At 69.9% G+C, this 15,397-nt stretch carries 12 protein-coding genes; 4 read left to right on the top strand and 8 right to left on the bottom strand.

The window, feature by feature from the left end; genetic code table 11:
- Positions 1 to 98 precede the first annotated feature (98 nt).
- A complete protein-coding gene (gene ilvD / locus BM297_RS07170; RefSeq protein WP_092429725.1) occupies positions 99 to 1,937 on the bottom strand; it encodes a dihydroxy-acid dehydratase in 1,839 nt (612 codons plus the stop codon).
- A 198-nt stretch (positions 1,938 to 2,135) separates the two neighbouring features.
- Complete coding sequence (locus BM297_RS07165; protein ID WP_092429723.1) at positions 2,136 to 3,329, bottom strand: class I SAM-dependent rRNA methyltransferase; 1,194 nt, start codon at positions 3,327 to 3,329, stop codon at positions 2,136 to 2,138.
- Positions 3,330 to 3,462: 133 nt separating this feature from the next.
- On the opposite strand from BM297_RS07165, the gene mutM reads away from it, so the two are divergent.
- The 4 genes from mutM to BM297_RS07145 all read left to right on the top strand — a co-directional run bounded on the left by mutM (position 3,463) and on the right by BM297_RS07145 (position 8,725).
- Entirely contained in the window at positions 3,463 to 4,275 is an 813-nt protein-coding gene (mutM, locus tag BM297_RS07160) for a bifunctional DNA-formamidopyrimidine glycosylase/DNA-(apurinic or apyrimidinic site) lyase (RefSeq protein ID WP_092429721.1), read from the top strand.
- Positions 4,276 to 4,426: 151 nt separating this feature from the next.
- The gene (locus BM297_RS07155) at positions 4,427 to 4,777 is read left to right on the top strand and encodes a multidrug transporter (RefSeq protein WP_092429719.1); all 351 of its coding nucleotides are present in this window, start codon (positions 4,427 to 4,429) and stop codon (positions 4,775 to 4,777) included.
- A 216-nt stretch (positions 4,778 to 4,993) separates the two neighbouring features.
- The gene (locus BM297_RS07150; RefSeq protein ID WP_092429717.1) at positions 4,994 to 6,817 is read left to right on the top strand and encodes a Na/Pi cotransporter family protein; all 1,824 of its coding nucleotides are present in this window, start codon (positions 4,994 to 4,996) and stop codon (positions 6,815 to 6,817) included.
- Between the two features lie 54 nt (positions 6,818 to 6,871).
- On the top strand, positions 6,872 to 8,725 hold the full coding sequence (locus tag BM297_RS07145; RefSeq protein WP_092429715.1) for a Na/Pi cotransporter family protein: 1,854 nt from the start codon (positions 6,872 to 6,874) through the stop codon (positions 8,723 to 8,725).
- Positions 8,726 to 8,780: 55 nt separating this feature from the next.
- Here BM297_RS07145 and BM297_RS07140 read toward each other — a convergent pair whose 3' ends face one another.
- The 6 genes from BM297_RS07140 to BM297_RS07115 form a co-directional block, all read right to left on the bottom strand.
- Positions 8,781 to 9,032, bottom strand: a complete 252-nt coding sequence (locus BM297_RS07140; protein ID WP_090212384.1) for a YfhL family 4Fe-4S dicluster ferredoxin — start codon at positions 9,030 to 9,032, stop codon at positions 8,781 to 8,783.
- A 79-nt stretch (positions 9,033 to 9,111) separates the two neighbouring features.
- Positions 9,112 to 9,591, bottom strand: a complete 480-nt coding sequence (gene coaD / locus BM297_RS07135; RefSeq protein WP_092429713.1) for a pantetheine-phosphate adenylyltransferase — start codon at positions 9,589 to 9,591, stop codon at positions 9,112 to 9,114.
- A gap of 84 nt (positions 9,592 to 9,675) precedes the next feature.
- Positions 9,676 to 11,652 (bottom strand): sensor domain-containing diguanylate cyclase, encoded by a 1,977-nt coding sequence (locus BM297_RS07130; protein WP_092429711.1) that lies wholly within the window; start codon positions 11,650 to 11,652, stop codon positions 9,676 to 9,678.
- A 163-nt stretch (positions 11,653 to 11,815) separates the two neighbouring features.
- Positions 11,816 to 12,418: a 16S rRNA (guanine(966)-N(2))-methyltransferase RsmD gene (gene rsmD, locus BM297_RS07125; RefSeq protein ID WP_092429709.1), complete on the bottom strand. Its 603-nt coding sequence runs from the start codon at positions 12,416 to 12,418 to the stop codon at positions 11,816 to 11,818.
- Positions 12,418 to 13,911: a M16 family metallopeptidase gene (locus BM297_RS07120; protein ID WP_092429707.1), complete on the bottom strand. Its 1,494-nt coding sequence runs from the start codon at positions 13,909 to 13,911 to the stop codon at positions 12,418 to 12,420. The genes rsmD and BM297_RS07120 overlap by 1 nt, the downstream gene beginning before the upstream one ends.
- Complete coding sequence (locus BM297_RS07115; protein WP_092429705.1) at positions 13,904 to 15,283, bottom strand: M16 family metallopeptidase; 1,380 nt, start codon at positions 15,281 to 15,283, stop codon at positions 13,904 to 13,906. The genes BM297_RS07120 and BM297_RS07115 overlap by 8 nt, the downstream gene beginning before the upstream one ends.
- Positions 15,284 to 15,397 lie beyond the last annotated feature (114 nt).

The raw sequence follows: 15,397 nt of genomic DNA, 5'->3' as shown, positions 1-15,397 counted from the left end.
GTCCGCCGCCAGAAACGCCAACGCCCCGCAGAGCGGGGCGTTGGTTGTTGCAGTCACGGGCTGGGGGGAAGCCGCTGGGCGGCTTTCCCGTTGGTCGATCAGCCGTCCAGCAGCGCCTTGTTGCGCACCGCGCCCTTGTCGGCGCTGGTGGCGAGCAGGGCGTAGGCCTTCAGCGCGGTGCTGACCTTGCGCGCGCGCGGTGCGGCCGGCTTCCAGCCCTTGTGGTCCTGGTGCAGGCGGCGGGCCTTGAGCTCGTCGGCGCCGACCAGCAGGTTGATGCTGCGGTTGGGGATGTCGATGAGGATCTTGTCGCCTTCCTCGACCAGACCGATGGCGCCGCCCGCGGCGGCTTCCGGCGAGGCGTGGCCGATCGACAGGCCGGAGGTGCCGCCGGAGAAGCGGCCGTCGGTGAGCAGGGCGCACTGCTTGCCCAGGCCCTTGGACTTCAGGTACGAGGTCGGGTAGAGCATTTCCTGCATGCCCGGACCGCCCTTGGGGCCTTCGTAGCGGATGATCACGATGTCGCCCGGCTTCACCTCGTCGGCGAGGATGCCCTTCACCGCGGCGTCCTGGCTCTCGTAGATCTTCGCCGTGCCTTCGAACACGTGGATCGACTCGTCGACGCCGGCGGTCTTCACCACGCAGCCGTCCTCGGCGATGTTGCCGTACAGCACGGCCAGGCCGCCCTCCTGGGAGTAGGCGTTCTCGACGCTGCGGATGCAGCCCTCGAAGCGGTCGGTGTCCAGGCTCGGCCAGCGGGTCGCCTGGCTGAACGCGGTCTGCGACGGGATGCCCCCCGGGCCGGCCTTGAAGAAGGTGTGCACGGCCTCGTCGCTGGTCTGGGTGATGTCCCACTGGGCGATGGCGTCGGCCATGGTCTTGCTGTGCACGGTCGGCACGTCGGTGTGCAGCAGGCCGCCGCGGGCCAGCTCGCCGAGGATCGAGAAGATGCCGCCGGCGCGGTGCACGTCCTCCATGTGGTACTTCTGGATGTTCGGCGCCACCTTGCACAGCTGCGGCACGCGACGCGACAGGGCGTCGATGGCGCGCAGGTCGAAGTCGACCTCGCCTTCCTGGGCGGAGGCCAGCAGGTGCAGGATGGTGTTGGTCGAGCCGCCCATGGCGATGTCCAGGGTCATCGCGTTCTCGAACGCCTTGCGGTTGGCGATGTTGCGCGGCAGCACCGACTCGTCGTTCTCGCCGTAGTAGCGCTGGCACAGCTCGACGATCAGGCGGCCGGCGCGCAGGAACAGCTGCTCGCGGTCGGCGTGGGTGGCCAGGGTGGTGCCGTTGCCCGGCAGGGCGAGACCGAGGGCCTCGGTCAGGCAGTTCATCGAGTTGGCGGTGAACATGCCCGAGCAGCTGCCGCAGGTCGGACAGGCGCTGCGCTCGTACTCGGCGACGGTCTCGTCGGAGCAGCTGTCGTCGGCGGCGGCGACCATGGCATCGACCAGGTCGAGGCCGTGGCTGGCCAGCTTGGTCTTGCCAGCTTCCATCGGGCCGCCGGAGACGAACACCACCGGGATGTTCAGGCGCAGGGCGGCCATCAGCATGCCGGGGGTGATCTTGTCGCAGTTGGAGATGCACACGATGGCGTCGGCGCAGTGGGCGTTGACCATGTACTCGACGGAGTCGGCAATGATCTCGCGGCTGGGCAGCGAATAGAGCATGCCGTCGTGGCCCATGGCGATGCCGTCGTCGACGGCAATGGTGTCGAATTCCTTGGCCACGCCGCCGGCCTTCTCGATCTCGCGGGCGACCAGCTGGCCGAGGTCCTTCAGGTGCACGTGGCCGGGCACGAACTGGGTGAAGGAGTTGGCGACGGCGATGATCGGCTTCTTGAAGTCCTCGTCCTTCATCCCGGTGGCGCGCCACAGCGCGCGGGCGCCGGCCATGTTGCGGCCGAAGGTGGAGGTTTTCGAGCGATAGTCAGGCATGGCGGGTTCCCGGAATGCAGGCAGGTACGGAAGTTTTCAGGATAACGCGATTTGGCGGGCGGGTGCACCGGGGCGGGCGGCGTCGGTCCCGCTGCCGATCTTGTAGGAGGCCCGCCCTCGGGGCGATGCTCGTGCGCTGGGGTGGACCGGTGGCCCATCGCCGCGAGGTCGCGCCTCCTACAGTGCCGGGTTGTTGCCTCAGTTGGGCAGGATGCGGCAGGTCAGGCTCTTGATGTAGCGGGTTTCGTGGATCGCCGGGTGCACCGGATGGTCCGGGCCCTGGCCGCCGCGCTCGAGCAGCTGGATGTGGCGATCGAGGTGGCGGGCGCTGGACAGCAGGATGTTCTGCAGGTCGTCCTCGGGCAGGTGCATCGAGCAGCTGGCGCTGACCAGGATGCCGTCGCGGCTCAGCAGGCGCATGGCGGCCTCGTTGAGGCGGCGATAGGCGGCTTCGCCGTTCTTCAGGTCCTTCTTGCGCTTGATGAAGGCGGGCGGGTCGGCGACGATCACGTCGAAGCGCTCCTCGGCGGCCTTCAGCTCCTTGAGCGCCTCGAACACGTCGCCCTCGACGCAGGCCATCTTGTCGGCGACGCCGTTCAGCGCGGCGTTGCGCTCGACGCCGTCCAGGGCCAGCGCCGAGCCGTCCACGCACATCACCTCGGAGGCGCCGAACGCCGCGGCCTGCACGCCCCAGCCGCCGATGTAGCTGAACAGGTCGAGCACGCGCTTGCCCTTGACGTAGGGCGCCAGGCGCGCGCGGTTCATGCGGTGGTCGTAGAACCAGCCGGTCTTCTGGCCGCTGAGCACCGGGGCCTCGAACTTGACGCCGTTCTCTTCCAGCGCCACCCACTCCGGCACCTGGCCGTAGGCGCTGTCGACGTAGCGCGGCAGACCCTCGGCGTCACGCGCCGCGGAGTCGTTCTTGAGCAGGATGCCGGCCGGCTTGATCACCTGGACCAGCGCCTCGATCAGGTGGTGCTTGTGGTGTTCCATGGTCGCCGAGGCCATCTGCACCACCAGATAGTCGCCGAAGCGGTCGACCACCAGGCCGGGCAGCAGGTCGGAGTCGCCGTAGACCAGGCGGTAGAACGGCTTGTCGAACAGGCGCTCGCGCAGGCTGAGGGCGACGTTGATGCGGTGCACCAGCAGCGACTTGTCGAGCATGTGCTTGATGTCGCGGGAGATCAGTCGGGCGCAGATCAGGTTCTGCGGGCTGATGGCGACGATGCCCAGCGGCTTGCCGTTGCTCATCTCGAGGATGGCCTGGTCGCCGGCGCCGAACAGCGACAGCGGGGTGGCCGCCACGTCCACCTCGTTGCTGTAGACCCACAGGTGGCCGGCGCGCAGGCGGCGCTCGGCGTTGGCTTTCAGTCGCAGGCTGGGCAGGGTCATGGGGCACTCTCGCAAAAAGCGCGCAGTATAGCGGAAGGCGGTGCGCCGGGCGCCTGCCGGCTGGCGCGCGAGGGTGAGCGGGGCCGGCAATCCTGCTATGTTGGCGCCCCCTGTTCCACCTGTGTCTGCCGCCATGCCCGAACTGCCCGAAGTCGAAACCACCCGCCGCGGCATCGCCCCCCATCTGGAAGGCCACCGGGTGACCCGGGTGATCGTCCGCGAGCGCCGCCTGCGCTGGCCGATCCCCGAGGATCTCGACGTGCGCCTGTCCGGCCAGCGCATCGAGCGGGTCGAGCGGCGCGCCAAGTACCTGCTGATCGGCGCCGAGTGCGGCACCCTGATCGGCCATCTGGGCATGTCCGGCAGCCTGCGCCTGATCGAGGCCGGCCTGCCGGCGGCCAAGCACGAGCACGTCGACATCGAGCTGGATTCCGGGCTGGCGCTGCGCTACACCGACCCGCGGCGCTTCGGCGCGCTGCTGTGGAGCCAGGACCCGCTCAATCACGAGCTGCTGCGCAAGCTGGGGCCGGAGCCGCTGGGCGCGGACTTCGACGGCGAGCGCCTGTACCAGCTGTCGCGCGGCAAGCGCGTGGCGGTCAAGCCGTTCATCATGGACAACGCGGTGGTGGTCGGCGTGGGCAACATCTACGCCACGGAAGCGCTGTTCGCCGCCGGCATCGACCCGCGCCGCGAGGCCGGCTCGATCTCGCGGGCGCGCTACCTGAAGCTGGCCGAGGAGATCCGGCGCATCCTCGCCCAGGCCATCGACTGCGGCGGCACCACCCTGCGCGACTTCGTCGGCGGCGACGGCAAGCCCGGCTACTTCCAGCAGACGCTGTTCGTCTACGGCCGCGGCGGCGAGTTCTGCAAGGTCTGCGGCAGCACCCTGCGCGAGGTCAAGCTGGGCCAGCGCGCCAGCGTGTACTGTCCGCGCTGCCAGCGCTGAATGAAGCCCCGGCTGCCGGGCGCCGGCGGCTTTGCCGGGACGGCATTTCCTCGCCGGTCTGGCCGCAGCGATTGACGGCGTTCACGCTGGCGGCCGGCGATTCGCTGATATAGTTATCCTCACGTGCAACGCGGCAAAAAGGACCCTGCGCATGAATCTGTTCCGCTCCACAGCCCTCGGCTTGCTCCTGACCACCGGTCTGGCCTCCCTTCCGCTGTCCGCGTCTGCTTCCCAGGACAATGTCAGCGGCGATCCCACCTACACCCTGGAGGCTCCGCCGGCCTACGCCATGATGGGCGACTTGCTGATCGCCCGTCCGCTTCTGATCGCCGGCACCATCATCGGTGCGGCGGCCTTCGTCGTCAGCCTGCCGTTCACGGCGCTGGGCGGCAACGTCGCGGAGGCCGGTCATGCCCTGGTGGTCGAGCCGGGTCGCGAAGCCTTCGTGCGCTGCCTGGGCTGCACCAGCTCCTGGGCCCAGAACCAGTCGTACCAGCGCTGAGCCGGAATCGGGCGCCCGTCCTGCACTCCCGCGCGTCTCCCCCTTCCCGCTGCATTTTCGGGCAGAATTGCCCGCGTGACGGTCATCTGCCCGTCACTCCATGGTCATGCCGCTTCCTCCCGTGCGCAGAGGTGCTGTGCGGCGCCTCCCTGAACGTGCACCGTGGGTCGTCAGCCGAGGGCCGTCTTGTCCAGTAAAACCGCTAATACCGTCGTGATGTGGCTGCTGGCCGTGGCGCTGGCGGCGTCGTTCTGGTTCAGCGCTGGCTGGACGCGCCTGGCCGGCGGCCTGGCGTTGTTCCTGTTCGGCATGCAGTGTTTGGAAGAAGGGCTGCGCCTGCTGGCCGGCAGCGCGCTGGAACGTTTCCTCGCCAAAGCCACCGACCGGACCTGGAAGAGCCTGGCCTTCGGCGTGCTGGCCACGGTGATGGTGCAGTCCAGCACCCTGGTGTCGCTGCTGACCATCGCCTTCCTCGGCACCGGGCTGATCGGCCTGGGCGCGGGGCTGTGCATCGTCTTCGGCGCCAACCTCGGCACCACCAGCGGCATCTGGCTGCTGGCGCTGGTCGGACAGAGTGCCAGTCTGGCCGACATGGCCCTGCCGCTGGCGGTGTTCGGCATCCTGCTCGGCTTCAACGGCCCGCGCAGCAAGGGCGCCGGGCGGATTCTGCTGGGCATCTGCTTCCTGTTCTTCGGCATCGACCTGATCAAGGGCGGCTTCACCGATGCCACCGCAATGTTCGATCCGGCGCAGTTCAAGGTGCCGGGCCTGCTCGGCATCCTGCTGTTCGCCGGCATCGGCGCGCTGGTCACCGCGGTGGTGCAGTCCAGCCACGCCAGCCTGATGCTGGTGCTGACTGCGCTGGCCGCGGGGCAGATCGACGTCGACCAGGGCTTTGCCCTGGCCATCGGCACCAATGTCGGCGGCGTGCTGACCGCGGTGATCGGCTCGCTGGGCGGTGGGCGGGCCGGCAAGCGCCTGGCGCTGGCCAACGTGATCTTCAATTGCGGGGTGGCCGCGCTGGCGCTGGTCTTCCTGCAGCCGCTGACCAGCCTGGTGCTGCTGCTGGCGGAGCGCTTGGGCTTTGCCGGCAACGCGCTGCTGGCGCTGGCCCTGTTCCACACCCTGTTCAATGGCCTGGGGGTGCTGCTGTTCGTGCCCTGGCATCCGCGGCTGGCCGCGGCCCTGGAGCGCTGGCTGCCGGAGCTGGCCGAACCCAAGGTGCTGATCGCCGAGGTGCAGGGCCAAGCGCCGACCGCGGCGCCGCCGGTGGTGACCCGTGCCCGCTACCTGGACGACAACGCGCTGGATTCGGCGGATGCCGCGGTGCAGGCGGTGGCCCGCGAGCTGCAGCACCTGGCGCGCCTGAGCCTGGAGGTGATCTGCCACGCGCTGTACCTGCCGGTCGATCAGCTGCGCAGCGCGCAGATCGACGAGCGCGCCCTGCAGGATTCGGCGCAGGGCGCCAGCCGCGGCCTGGATGCCGAGCAGCTCTACCAGCGCCACATCAAGGGCGTGTACAGCGACCTGGTCAGCTACATGGGCCGCCTGAAGGCCAACCTCGACGAGACGCACAACCGCGAGTGGATCGCCAGCCAGGTGCTGGCCATGCAGCTGGTGGATGCGGTCAAGGATGCCAAGCACCTGCAGAAGAACCTCGGCCGCCAGCTCAACGGCCACGAGCCGGCGGTGAGTGCGGCCTATGCCGAGCTGCGCCGGCACATGCTCTGGGTGCTGCGCGAGATGCGCGTGATCAGCCTGCTCGATCTGCCGGAGGAAGCGCTCAGGGCGCGGCTGGAGCTGTTCGACGGCGAGGCGGCGAAGTTCGATGGCCAGTTCCGCGAGCGGCTGTTCGTGGCGGTGCGCGAGAACAAGCTGGACGGCCTGCACGCCAGCTCGCTGATGAACGATCTGGGCTACGTCAGCCGGATCAGCCAGAGCCTGCGCAACGTGCTGATGCTGGGCCTGGGCGATGCGCACGAGCTGTTGCCGCAGCTGCCGTTCCGCAGCGAGGACGAGGCGCCGCTGATTCAGCTGTAATCAACCACGGCGGCGGCAGTTTCGTGCGGCGGTCGCCCGCAGGAGGGAGATTTCTTGTCCAAGCATTCGGCGAATGAAGTGGTGGTCTGGCTGCTGGTGGCGGCGCTGCTGGTGTCGTTCTGGTTCAGCACGGGCTGGACCCAGCTGGCCGGCGGTCTGGCCTTGTTCCTGTTCGGCATGCAGTGCCTGGAGGAAGGCCTGCGCATGCTGGCCGGCGGCGGGCTGGAGCGCATTCTGGCCAGGGCCACCGATCGGGTCTGGAAGAGCCTCGGCTTCGGCATCCTCGCCACCGCGCTGGTGCAGTCCAGCTCGCTGGTTTCCCTGCTGACCATCGCCTTTCTCGGTACCGGCCTGATCGGTCTGGCGGCGGGGCTATGCATCATCTTCGGCGCCAACCTCGGCACCACCAGCGGCATCTGGCTGCTGGCGCTGGCCGGGCAGAGCGCCAGCCTCAGCGCTCTGGCCCTGCCGCTGGCGGTGGTCGGCATCCTGCTCGGCTTCAACGGCCCGAAGGCCAGGGGCGTCGGCCGGGTGCTGCTCGGCATCTGCCTGCTGTTTCTCGGCATCGACCTGATGCAGAGCGGTTTCTCCGGCGCCACCGCCTGGCTGGATCCGGCCAGCATCCAGGTGCCGGGGTTGCTCGGCACCCTGCTGTTCGTCGGCGTCGGCCTGCTGGCGACGGTGCTGCTGCAGTCCAGCCATGCGGCGCTGATGCTGACCCTGACCGCCCTGGCGGGCGGGCAGATCGGCCTCGAGCAGGCCTTCGCGCTGGCCATCGGCGCCAACCTCGGCACCACGGTCACCGCCGTGCTCGGCTCGCTCGGCGGCGCGCGCGCCGGCAAGCGTCTGGCCCTCGGCCATGTGCTGTTCAACCTGGGCACGGCACTGTTGACCATCGTGCTGGTCGCGCCGCTGGCGGCGCTGACCGGGCAGGTCGCCGCCTGGCTCGGTCTGGGCGACAACGCCCTGCTCCAGCTGGCGCTGTTCCACACCCTGTTCAACACCCTCGGCGTGCTGCTGTTCGTGCCCTGGCACAAGGGACTGGCGGTGCGCCTGGAGCGCTGGCTGCCCGAGCTGGCGGAGCCCGCGGTGCTGATTGCCGAGGTGCAGGGCGCGGCGCAGGTGTCGGTGCCGGCGGTCACCCATGCCCGCTATCTGGACGACAGTGCGCTGGGTTCGGCCGAGGCCGCGGTACAGGCGGTGGCTCGCGAGCTGCAGCATCTGGCGCGTCTCAGCCTGGAGGTGATCTGCCACGCGCTGTACCTGCCGGTCGACCAGCTGAGCAGCGCGCAGGTCGACGAGGCGCTGCTGCGCCGCTCGGCGCAGACGGCCGGGCGCGCGCTGGATGCCGAGCAGCTGTACCAGCGGCATATCAAGGGAGTGTACGGCGACCTGCTGAGCTACATGGGGCGCCTGGAGGTCAATCTGGACGAGGCGCACAGCCGCGCCTGGCTGGCCAGCCAACTGGTGGCGCTGCAGCTGGTGGATGCGGTGAAGGACGCCAAGCACCTGCAGAAGAACCTCGGCCGCCTGCTGAACGACGGCGAGCCGGCGGTCAGCGCGGCCTATGCCGACCTGCGTCGCCAGTTGCTCTGGGTGCTGCGCGAGATGCGTGCGATCAGCCTGCTGGATCTGCCGGCCGAAGCGCTCAGGGCGCGGCTGGAGCTGTTCGACAACCAGGCGGCGAGCTTCGACGCGGCGTTCCGCGAGCGGCTGTTCGCCGCGGTGCGCGAGAAGCGCCTGGACGGCCTGCACGCCAGCTCGCTGATGAACGATCTGGGCTACGCCAGCCGGATCGGCCAGAGCCTGCGCAACGTGCTGCTGCTGGGCCTGGGCGAGGGGCACGAGATCATGCCGCAGCTGCCGTTCCGCGGCGAGGGCGAGGCGCCACTGATCCAGCTGGAATGAAAAACGCCGGCCACCCTGTGCGGGATGGCCGGCGTTGTCGCCTGCGGCAGGTGGATCAGGCCTTGCCGCTGATGATCAGGTATTTCTGCATCAGCTCGTCGCGGCTTTCCACGTGGTTCGGGTCCAGCGGGATGCAGTCCACCGGGCACACTTGCTGGCACTGCGGCTCGTCATAGTGGCCGACGCACTCGGTGCACAGGTTCGGGTCGATCTCGTAGATCTCCTCGCCCTGGGAAATGGCGCCGTTGGGGCACTCGGGCTCGCAGACGTCGCAGTTGATGCAGTCGTCGGTGATGATAAGGGACATGGGGAGAACTCCAGGAGCAGGTACAGTCAACGTTCATATTGTGCCGCAACTGCGCGCGGCCTGCATGCGTCCGTGTGTCTCAACCCGGGTAGCGTTCGTGCAGGGCCTGGGCGACAACCGGGTGGACGAACTTGCCGATCTCGCCGCCGAGCGCCGCGATCTCGCGCACCAGACTCGAGGAAATGTACGAGTACTGCTCGGACGGGGTGAGGAACAGGCTTTCCACCTGCGGCGCGAGCTGGCGGTTCATGTTGGCCAGCTGGAACTCGTACTCGAAGTCCGACACCGCGCGCAGGCCGCGCAGCAGCACGTTGGCCTGCTGCTGCTGGGCAAACTGGGCGAGCAGGTTGGAAAAGCCGAGCACCCGCACGTTGGGCAGGTGGGCGGTCACCGCCTCGGCCAGCTCGACGCGCTTGTCCAGGCTGAACAGCGGATTCTTCTTGGGACTGGCGGCCACGGCGACGATCACCTCGTCGAACAGCCGGGCGGCGCGCTCGATCAGATCGCCATGGCCCTTGGTGATCGGGTCGAAAGTGCCCGGGTAAAGCGCTCGGTTCATCCTGTGGTCCTGCTTTAGGGGGCGTAGGAGGCCCGGATGGTAGCGCAGCGCCGGCGGGGCGGCCAAGCCGAACCTGTGACGGCGTCAGGCGGGCAGCGGCGCCGTCTCGCCGCACACGCGGTTGCGGCCGCCGCCCTTGGCGGCGTAGAGGGCCTGGTCGGCGCGCTGCAGCAGGCTGCCGTGGCTGTCGCCGGGGCGGGCGCTGCTGACCCCGAAGCTGGCGGTGACCTGGCCGGCCTGGGCGAAGGGCGTGCCCTGCACCAGGCGTCGCAGGGCTTCGGCCAGGTGGGCCGCTTGGCTGGCGTCGGTTTCCGGACAGATGATCACGAACTCCTCGCCGCCGAGGCGGCAGAACAGGTCGATCCGCCGCAGGCGCGCGCCGATGCGCCGGCACAGCTCCTGCAGCACCTGATCGCCGGCATCGTGCCCCCAGGTGTCGTTGACCCGCTTGAAATGGTCGATATCCAGCATCACCAGGCTGAGCGGGCGCCCGGTGCGGGTGCGGCGCTCCAGTTCGATGTCCAGCTGGTCGAGAAAGTAGCGGCGGTTGTGGATGCCGGTCAGCGGGTCGGTGATGGTCAGCGCCCGCAGCTCGTGCTCGACCTGCTTGAGGTTGCTGATGTCGGCGATGAAGCCGTGCCAGAGCACCGAGCCGTCGGCCAGCCGCTCCGGCATCGACTCGCCGCGCAGCCAGCGCAGGCCGCGCTGCGGCAGCAGCACCCGGTAGTCCTCCTGCCAGCGGGTCAGCTGGCGGGCCGACTGCTGGATCGAGTCGATGATCCGCGCGCGGTCGAGCGGGTGGATGCGCTCGAGGACCGCCGTGGCGTCGCTGCGCACCTGCTCCGCCGTCACTTCGTAGACCTCGCGGATGCCGGCGCTGGCGTAGGGAAAGCAGCTGCGGCCGTCGCTGAACAGGCGGTATTGATAGATGCTGCCGGGCACTTGGGCGCCGAGCTTTTCCAGCAACTGGCTGCGCTCCTCCAGGGCCTGGCGGGCGCGCAGGCGCTCGCCGATGTCGAGGGCGATCAGCAGAAAGCCGCCGCGCCGGCCATCGGCCTCGATGATGGCGGAGAGCATCAGGGTCACGTGCAGCGGCTCGCGGTTGCGCCGCAGCAGGATGGTTTCCAGCTCGCGGTGCTGATGTGGCGAGTCGAGCAGCGCTTCCAGCAGCGCCAGGGCGCCGCCCGGCGGCACGCCCAGCTCGGCACTGGCGGCCAGACTCGGGCCGTCCAGCAGCGGGTCGAGCGGCTGCTGCTGGACGTCCTCGCGGTTGTAGCCGAGCAGGCGCTCGGCACCGGCGTTGAAGGTGCGGATCCGCCCGTCCGCGCCGACGCCGATGATGGCCACCTGGGTGGCGGCCTCGAGCAGGCGCTGCAGGCGGGCATTGCTCTGGCGCAGCTCCAGTTCCAGCGCCTTGCGCGCCGAGATGTCGACGTGGGTGCCGATGATGCGCAGCGGCTGGCCGTCGGCCCGGCGCTCGACCACCTTGCCGCGGGCCAGCAGCCACCGCCAGTTGCCATCCCTGCCGCGCAGGCGCTGCTCGCAGCGGTACATCGGCGTGCGGTCGGCCAGGTGCTCGTGCAGGGCCTGCTGGCAGCGGGCGGCATCCTCCGGGTGCAGGCGCTCGCGCCATTCGTCGGGGTGGTTGCCGATCTCGTCCTCCGCGTAGCCAAGCATGCTCTTCCAGGTCGCCGAGAGGTACAGGTGGTCATTGCGCAGATCCCAGTCCCACACGCCGTCGCCGATGCCGTCGAGGGCCAGGGTCCAGCGCTCCTCGCTGAGACGCAGGGCCTCGCGGCTGCCCTGCAGCTCGGCAGTGCGCCGCTCGACCAGGGCCAGGGCGCGCTGGCGCTGGCTGAGCAGGACGAACAGCAGGATGCCGAGCAGCAGGCTGAGGCTGGCGCCCGGCAGGGCCACGCTCCAGGCGGTCAGGCTGTCCTGCCAGAACTGGCGGGTGAACAGTGCGGTGATGATCAGGCCGGTGAGGCTCAGCAGGCAGCAGAGCAGCCACTGGCAGCGTCGGCTGCAGCGGCTGGGCGTGGCATCGCGGAGGGTGGACATGGGGACTCCTGGTCCACCGCGCGGCAGTCGGGATGCGGTCGGACAGCGGCGCCAAGCATAGCGTTCCGGCCGCCATTTTTGCAGCAGTGTGACAGGGTTGCGACTTGCGCTGTGATGAAGTCGACAGAAACCCGGTGCACGGAGGGCTGCGCAGCCCGCCGGATCAGCTCGGCGTCTGGCGCTGCCACAGCGCGTAGTGCACCTGGCCGGTGTGCTTCTCGCGGTGCAGACGCCAGTTGCCCGGCAGGCCGAGCGTGGACGGTGCGTTCTCGCTCTCCGTGTAGATCCAGGCGCGCTCGGCCAGCCAGCCGCGTGCTTCGAGCAGCTGACAGGCGGGGGCGAGCAGGTCCTTGTGGAACGGCGGGTCGAGGAACACCAGGTCGAAGGACTCGGCGGCGGCCGTCTGCAGGTGCTGCAGGGCATCGGCCTGGCGCACCTCGCCGTTGCCGGCGCGCAGCAGTTCGAGGTTGCCGCGCAGGGCGCTGACCGCCGCCGGATTCAGCTCCAGAGCCAGGCCGCGGCTGGCGCCGCGCGACAGCGCCTCGAGGAGCAGCGCGCCGCTGCCGGCGAAGGGATCGAGCACGCGGGCGGCGCCCACATAGGGCGCCAGCCAGTTGAACAGGGTCTCGCGCACCCGGTCCGGCGTCGGTCGCAGGCCGGGAGCGTCGGGAAAGCTCAGGCGCCGCGAGCGCCAGTCGCCGCCGATGATGCGCAGCTGGCCCTGGCTGGCGGTGGCGCGGGCGGGTCTTGCGGGGGATCTGGCCATCAGTGCTCCGGTACGCCGGCGCTCTGCGCGGCGGGTCGTTCGACAGGCGGTGGCAGCGGCTGCTGGGCGACCGTGGGACCGCTGGAGACCACCACGAAGGCGTCGGCATCCAGGTGGCGGGCCATGGCCTCGCGCACCTGGTCGACGCTGAGCTGCTGCACCTGGTTCATGAAGTCTTCCAGCTGGGTGCTGGGCAGGTCGTAGAAGCCGATGGCGGCGAGCTGGCCGACGATGTCGGCGTTGCTGGCGGTGGTCAGCGGGAAGCTGCCGGCCAGCTCGCGCTTGACCTGCTTCAGTTCTTCCTCGGTCGGCCCCTGGGCGACGAAGTCGCGCACCAGCGTGCGCACCAGCTCGAGGGTGGCCTCGCTGAGCTCGGCGCGGGTCTGCACGTTGATCATGAACGGCCCGGCCACCTGCATCGGGGTGAAGCCCGAGTAGATGCCGTAGGTCAGGCCGCGCTTCTCGCGCACCTCTTCCATCAGCCGGGTACCGAAGCCACCGCCGCCGAGGATCTGGTTGCCGACGTAGAGCGCGGCATAGTCCGGATCGCGGCGCTCGATGCCGAGCTGGGCGAGCATCAGGTGGGTCTGCTGCGAGGGAAACTCGATGTGCTGGCGCGCCGCGGCCGGCGCCGCGGGCGCTGGCGGGGCGGGCAGCGCCGGGCCCTTGGGCAGGCTGGCGGAGACCTGCGCGGCGATGGCCTCGGCCTCGCTGCGCGAGAGGTCGCCGACCAGGGCGATCACCGCGTTGCCGGCGCTGTAGGCGCGGGCGTGGAAGGCGGCCAGCTGGGCGCGGTCGAGGGCGGGGACGCTCTGCAGGGTGCCATCGCTCGGCCGGGCGTAGGGGTGCGCGCCGTACAGCTGCTGGAACAGGGCGATGCTGGCCAGCTTGCCGGGGTTCTGCTTCTGCTGCTCGAGGCCGGCGAGGACCTGGTTCTTCAGCCGCGCCAGGGCGGCGTCGGGGAAGCTCGGCGCGCCGACCACCTGGGCGAACAGCGCCAGCGCCGCTTCGCGCTGCTCGGCAGCGGACAGGCTGCGCAGCGAGGCGACCGCCATGTCGCGGTAGGCGCCGTTGCCGAACACCGCGCCGAGGCTCTCGAAGCCGGCGGCGATGGCGGTGGTGTCGCGGCCGTCGATGCCCTCGTTGAGCATGGCGTTGGTCAGCATGGCCAGGCCGGGGGTGGCGCCGTCCTGGCTGCTGCCGGCGGCGAAGGTCAGGCGCAGGTCGAACATCGGCAGCTCGCGGGCCTCGACGAACAGCACGCGGGCGCCTTCGGCGGTTTCCCAGCGCTGGATGTCGAGGTGGCGGCGGGCCAGGGCCTGGCCGTTGATGCTGGCCAGCGAGGCGATCTTCGGCGTTGCGGCCGGGGTGCTGCCGGTGGCGGGCGTCGCCGGGGCGGGACTGTCCGGTTCGGCCGCCGGGCGGCTGATCAGCAGCAACAGGCCGAGCAGGACCAGCAGCGCCAGGGCGAACAGCAGGTGGCGTTTATTCATGGCGGGTCTCCGCGGTGGTCGGCGCGGCGCTGGCCAGTGGCAGCACCTGGGCGAGGGTCAGGCGCTCGCGCTGGAACAGGCGCTGGGCGGCGGCCTGGATGTCGGCGGGGGTGACCGCCTTGAGGGCGTCGAGCTCCTGGTCGAGCAGCTGCCAGGACAGGCCGACGGTCTGCAGCTGGCCGATGCCGGTGGCCTGGCTGGTGATGGAGTCGCGCTCGAAGACCAGCCCGGCGATCACCTGGGCCTGCACCCGCGCCACTTCCTCGGCGCTCGGCGCTTGCTTCTTGAGCAGCTCCAGCTCCTGCCAGAGGCCGGCCTCGACCTGCTCGAGGGTCTTGCCCTGCTGCACGTTGGGGCGGGCGGACAGGATGAACAGGCTGTCGCCGCGGGTGAACGGGTTGTACCAGGCCGAGGCGCCGGTCACCAGTTCCTGCTCGCGCTCCAGGCGGGTGGCCAGGCGCGCGCTGTAGCCGCCGTCGAGCAGGGCGGCGATCAGGCGCAGGGCGTGCACCTCGCGGGGGTTGTCGCTGCTGGCCAGGCCCGGCACGTTGAAGCCGAGCAGCAGGCTGGGCAGCTGGGTCTTGACCCGCAGGGTCAGGCGCCGCTCGCCGAGCGCCGGCAGCTCCAGCGGGGCCTTGGCGGTCGGCAGCGGGCGGGCCGGGATGGCGGCGAAGTGGCGCTCGGTCAGGGTCTTCACCTCGGCGACGGTGACGTCGCCGACCACCACCAGGGTGGCGTTGTTGGGGCTGTACCAGTCGTTGTGCCAGCTGCGCAGGTCGTCCACCGTCATGCGCTCGAGATCGCTCATCCAGCCGATGGTCGGGTTGCGGTAGCCGGTGGCCGGGTAGGCGGCGGTCTTGAAGCGTTCGAAGGCCAGCGAGGAGGGGTTGTCCTCGGTGCGCAGGCGGCGCTCCTCCTTGATCACCTCGATCTCGCGGCTGAACTCGTCGGCCGGCAGGGCCAGGCTGGCGAGGCGGTCGGCTTCCATTTCCAGGGCGATTTCCAGGCGGTCGCGGGCCAGCACCTGGTAGTAGGCGGTGTAGTCGTCGCTGGTGAAGGCATTCTCCTCGGCGCCCAGTTCGCGCAGGATGCGCGACGATTCGCCGGGGCCGAGACGGGCACTGCCCTTGAACATCATGTGCTCGAGGGCGTGCGACACGCCGGTGAAGCCGGGACGCTCGTAGCTGGAGCCGACCTTGTACCACAGCTGGGAGACCACCACGGGGGCGCGGTGGTCCTCGCGCACGATCACGGTCAGGCCGTTGTCCAGGCGGAACTCGTGGGTGGGCTGGCCGCTGGCGGCAAGGGCGCTCAGCGGCAGGCAGAGAGCGCTCAGCAACAGGCTGACGGCGCGGCGCGCGAATGCATTCATCAATAGTGCCCTTTCAGACTGCCGGCCGGTTTTGGCGCCGGCGGGCGAGGAGGTGCTAGGATACCCAACCGATTTCCTGGCGGCCACGTCGGTGCGCAGCCGCCCACTTGAGAT

The organism is Geopseudomonas sagittaria (assembly GCF_900115715.1).
GTDB classification, from domain to species: domain Bacteria; phylum Pseudomonadota; class Gammaproteobacteria; order Pseudomonadales; family Pseudomonadaceae; genus Geopseudomonas; species Geopseudomonas sagittaria.
The sequence above is the reverse complement of the archived record's forward strand: the minus strand, read 5'-3'. Positions and strand labels throughout refer to the sequence as shown.

Coding starts and splice junctions, on each gene's coding strand:
- BM297_RS07130 (WP_092429711.1), bottom strand. CDS start 11,652: ATGTCCACCCTCCGCGATGCCACGCCCAGCCGCTGCAGCCGACGCTGC.
- BM297_RS07140 (WP_090212384.1), bottom strand. CDS start 9,032: ATGTCCCTTATCATCACCGACGACTGCATCAACTGCGACGTCTGCGAG.
- BM297_RS07165 (WP_092429723.1), bottom strand. CDS start 3,329: ATGACCCTGCCCAGCCTGCGACTGAAAGCCAACGCCGAGCGCCGCCTG.
- BM297_RS07150 (WP_092429717.1), top strand. CDS start 4,994: ATGTGGCTGCTGGCCGTGGCGCTGGCGGCGTCGTTCTGGTTCAGCGCT.
- ilvD (WP_092429725.1), bottom strand. CDS start 1,937: ATGCCTGACTATCGCTCGAAAACCTCCACCTTCGGCCGCAACATGGCC.
- rsmD (WP_092429709.1), bottom strand. CDS start 12,418: ATGGCCAGATCCCCCGCAAGACCCGCCCGCGCCACCGCCAGCCAGGGC.
- coaD (WP_092429713.1), bottom strand. CDS start 9,591: ATGAACCGAGCGCTTTACCCGGGCACTTTCGACCCGATCACCAAGGGC.
- mutM (WP_092429721.1), top strand. CDS start 3,463: ATGCCCGAACTGCCCGAAGTCGAAACCACCCGCCGCGGCATCGCCCCC.
- BM297_RS07120 (WP_092429707.1), bottom strand. CDS start 13,911: ATGAATAAACGCCACCTGCTGTTCGCCCTGGCGCTGCTGGTCCTGCTC.
- BM297_RS07115 (WP_092429705.1), bottom strand. CDS start 15,283: ATGAATGCATTCGCGCGCCGCGCCGTCAGCCTGTTGCTGAGCGCTCTC.
- BM297_RS07155 (WP_092429719.1), top strand. CDS start 4,427: ATGAATCTGTTCCGCTCCACAGCCCTCGGCTTGCTCCTGACCACCGGT.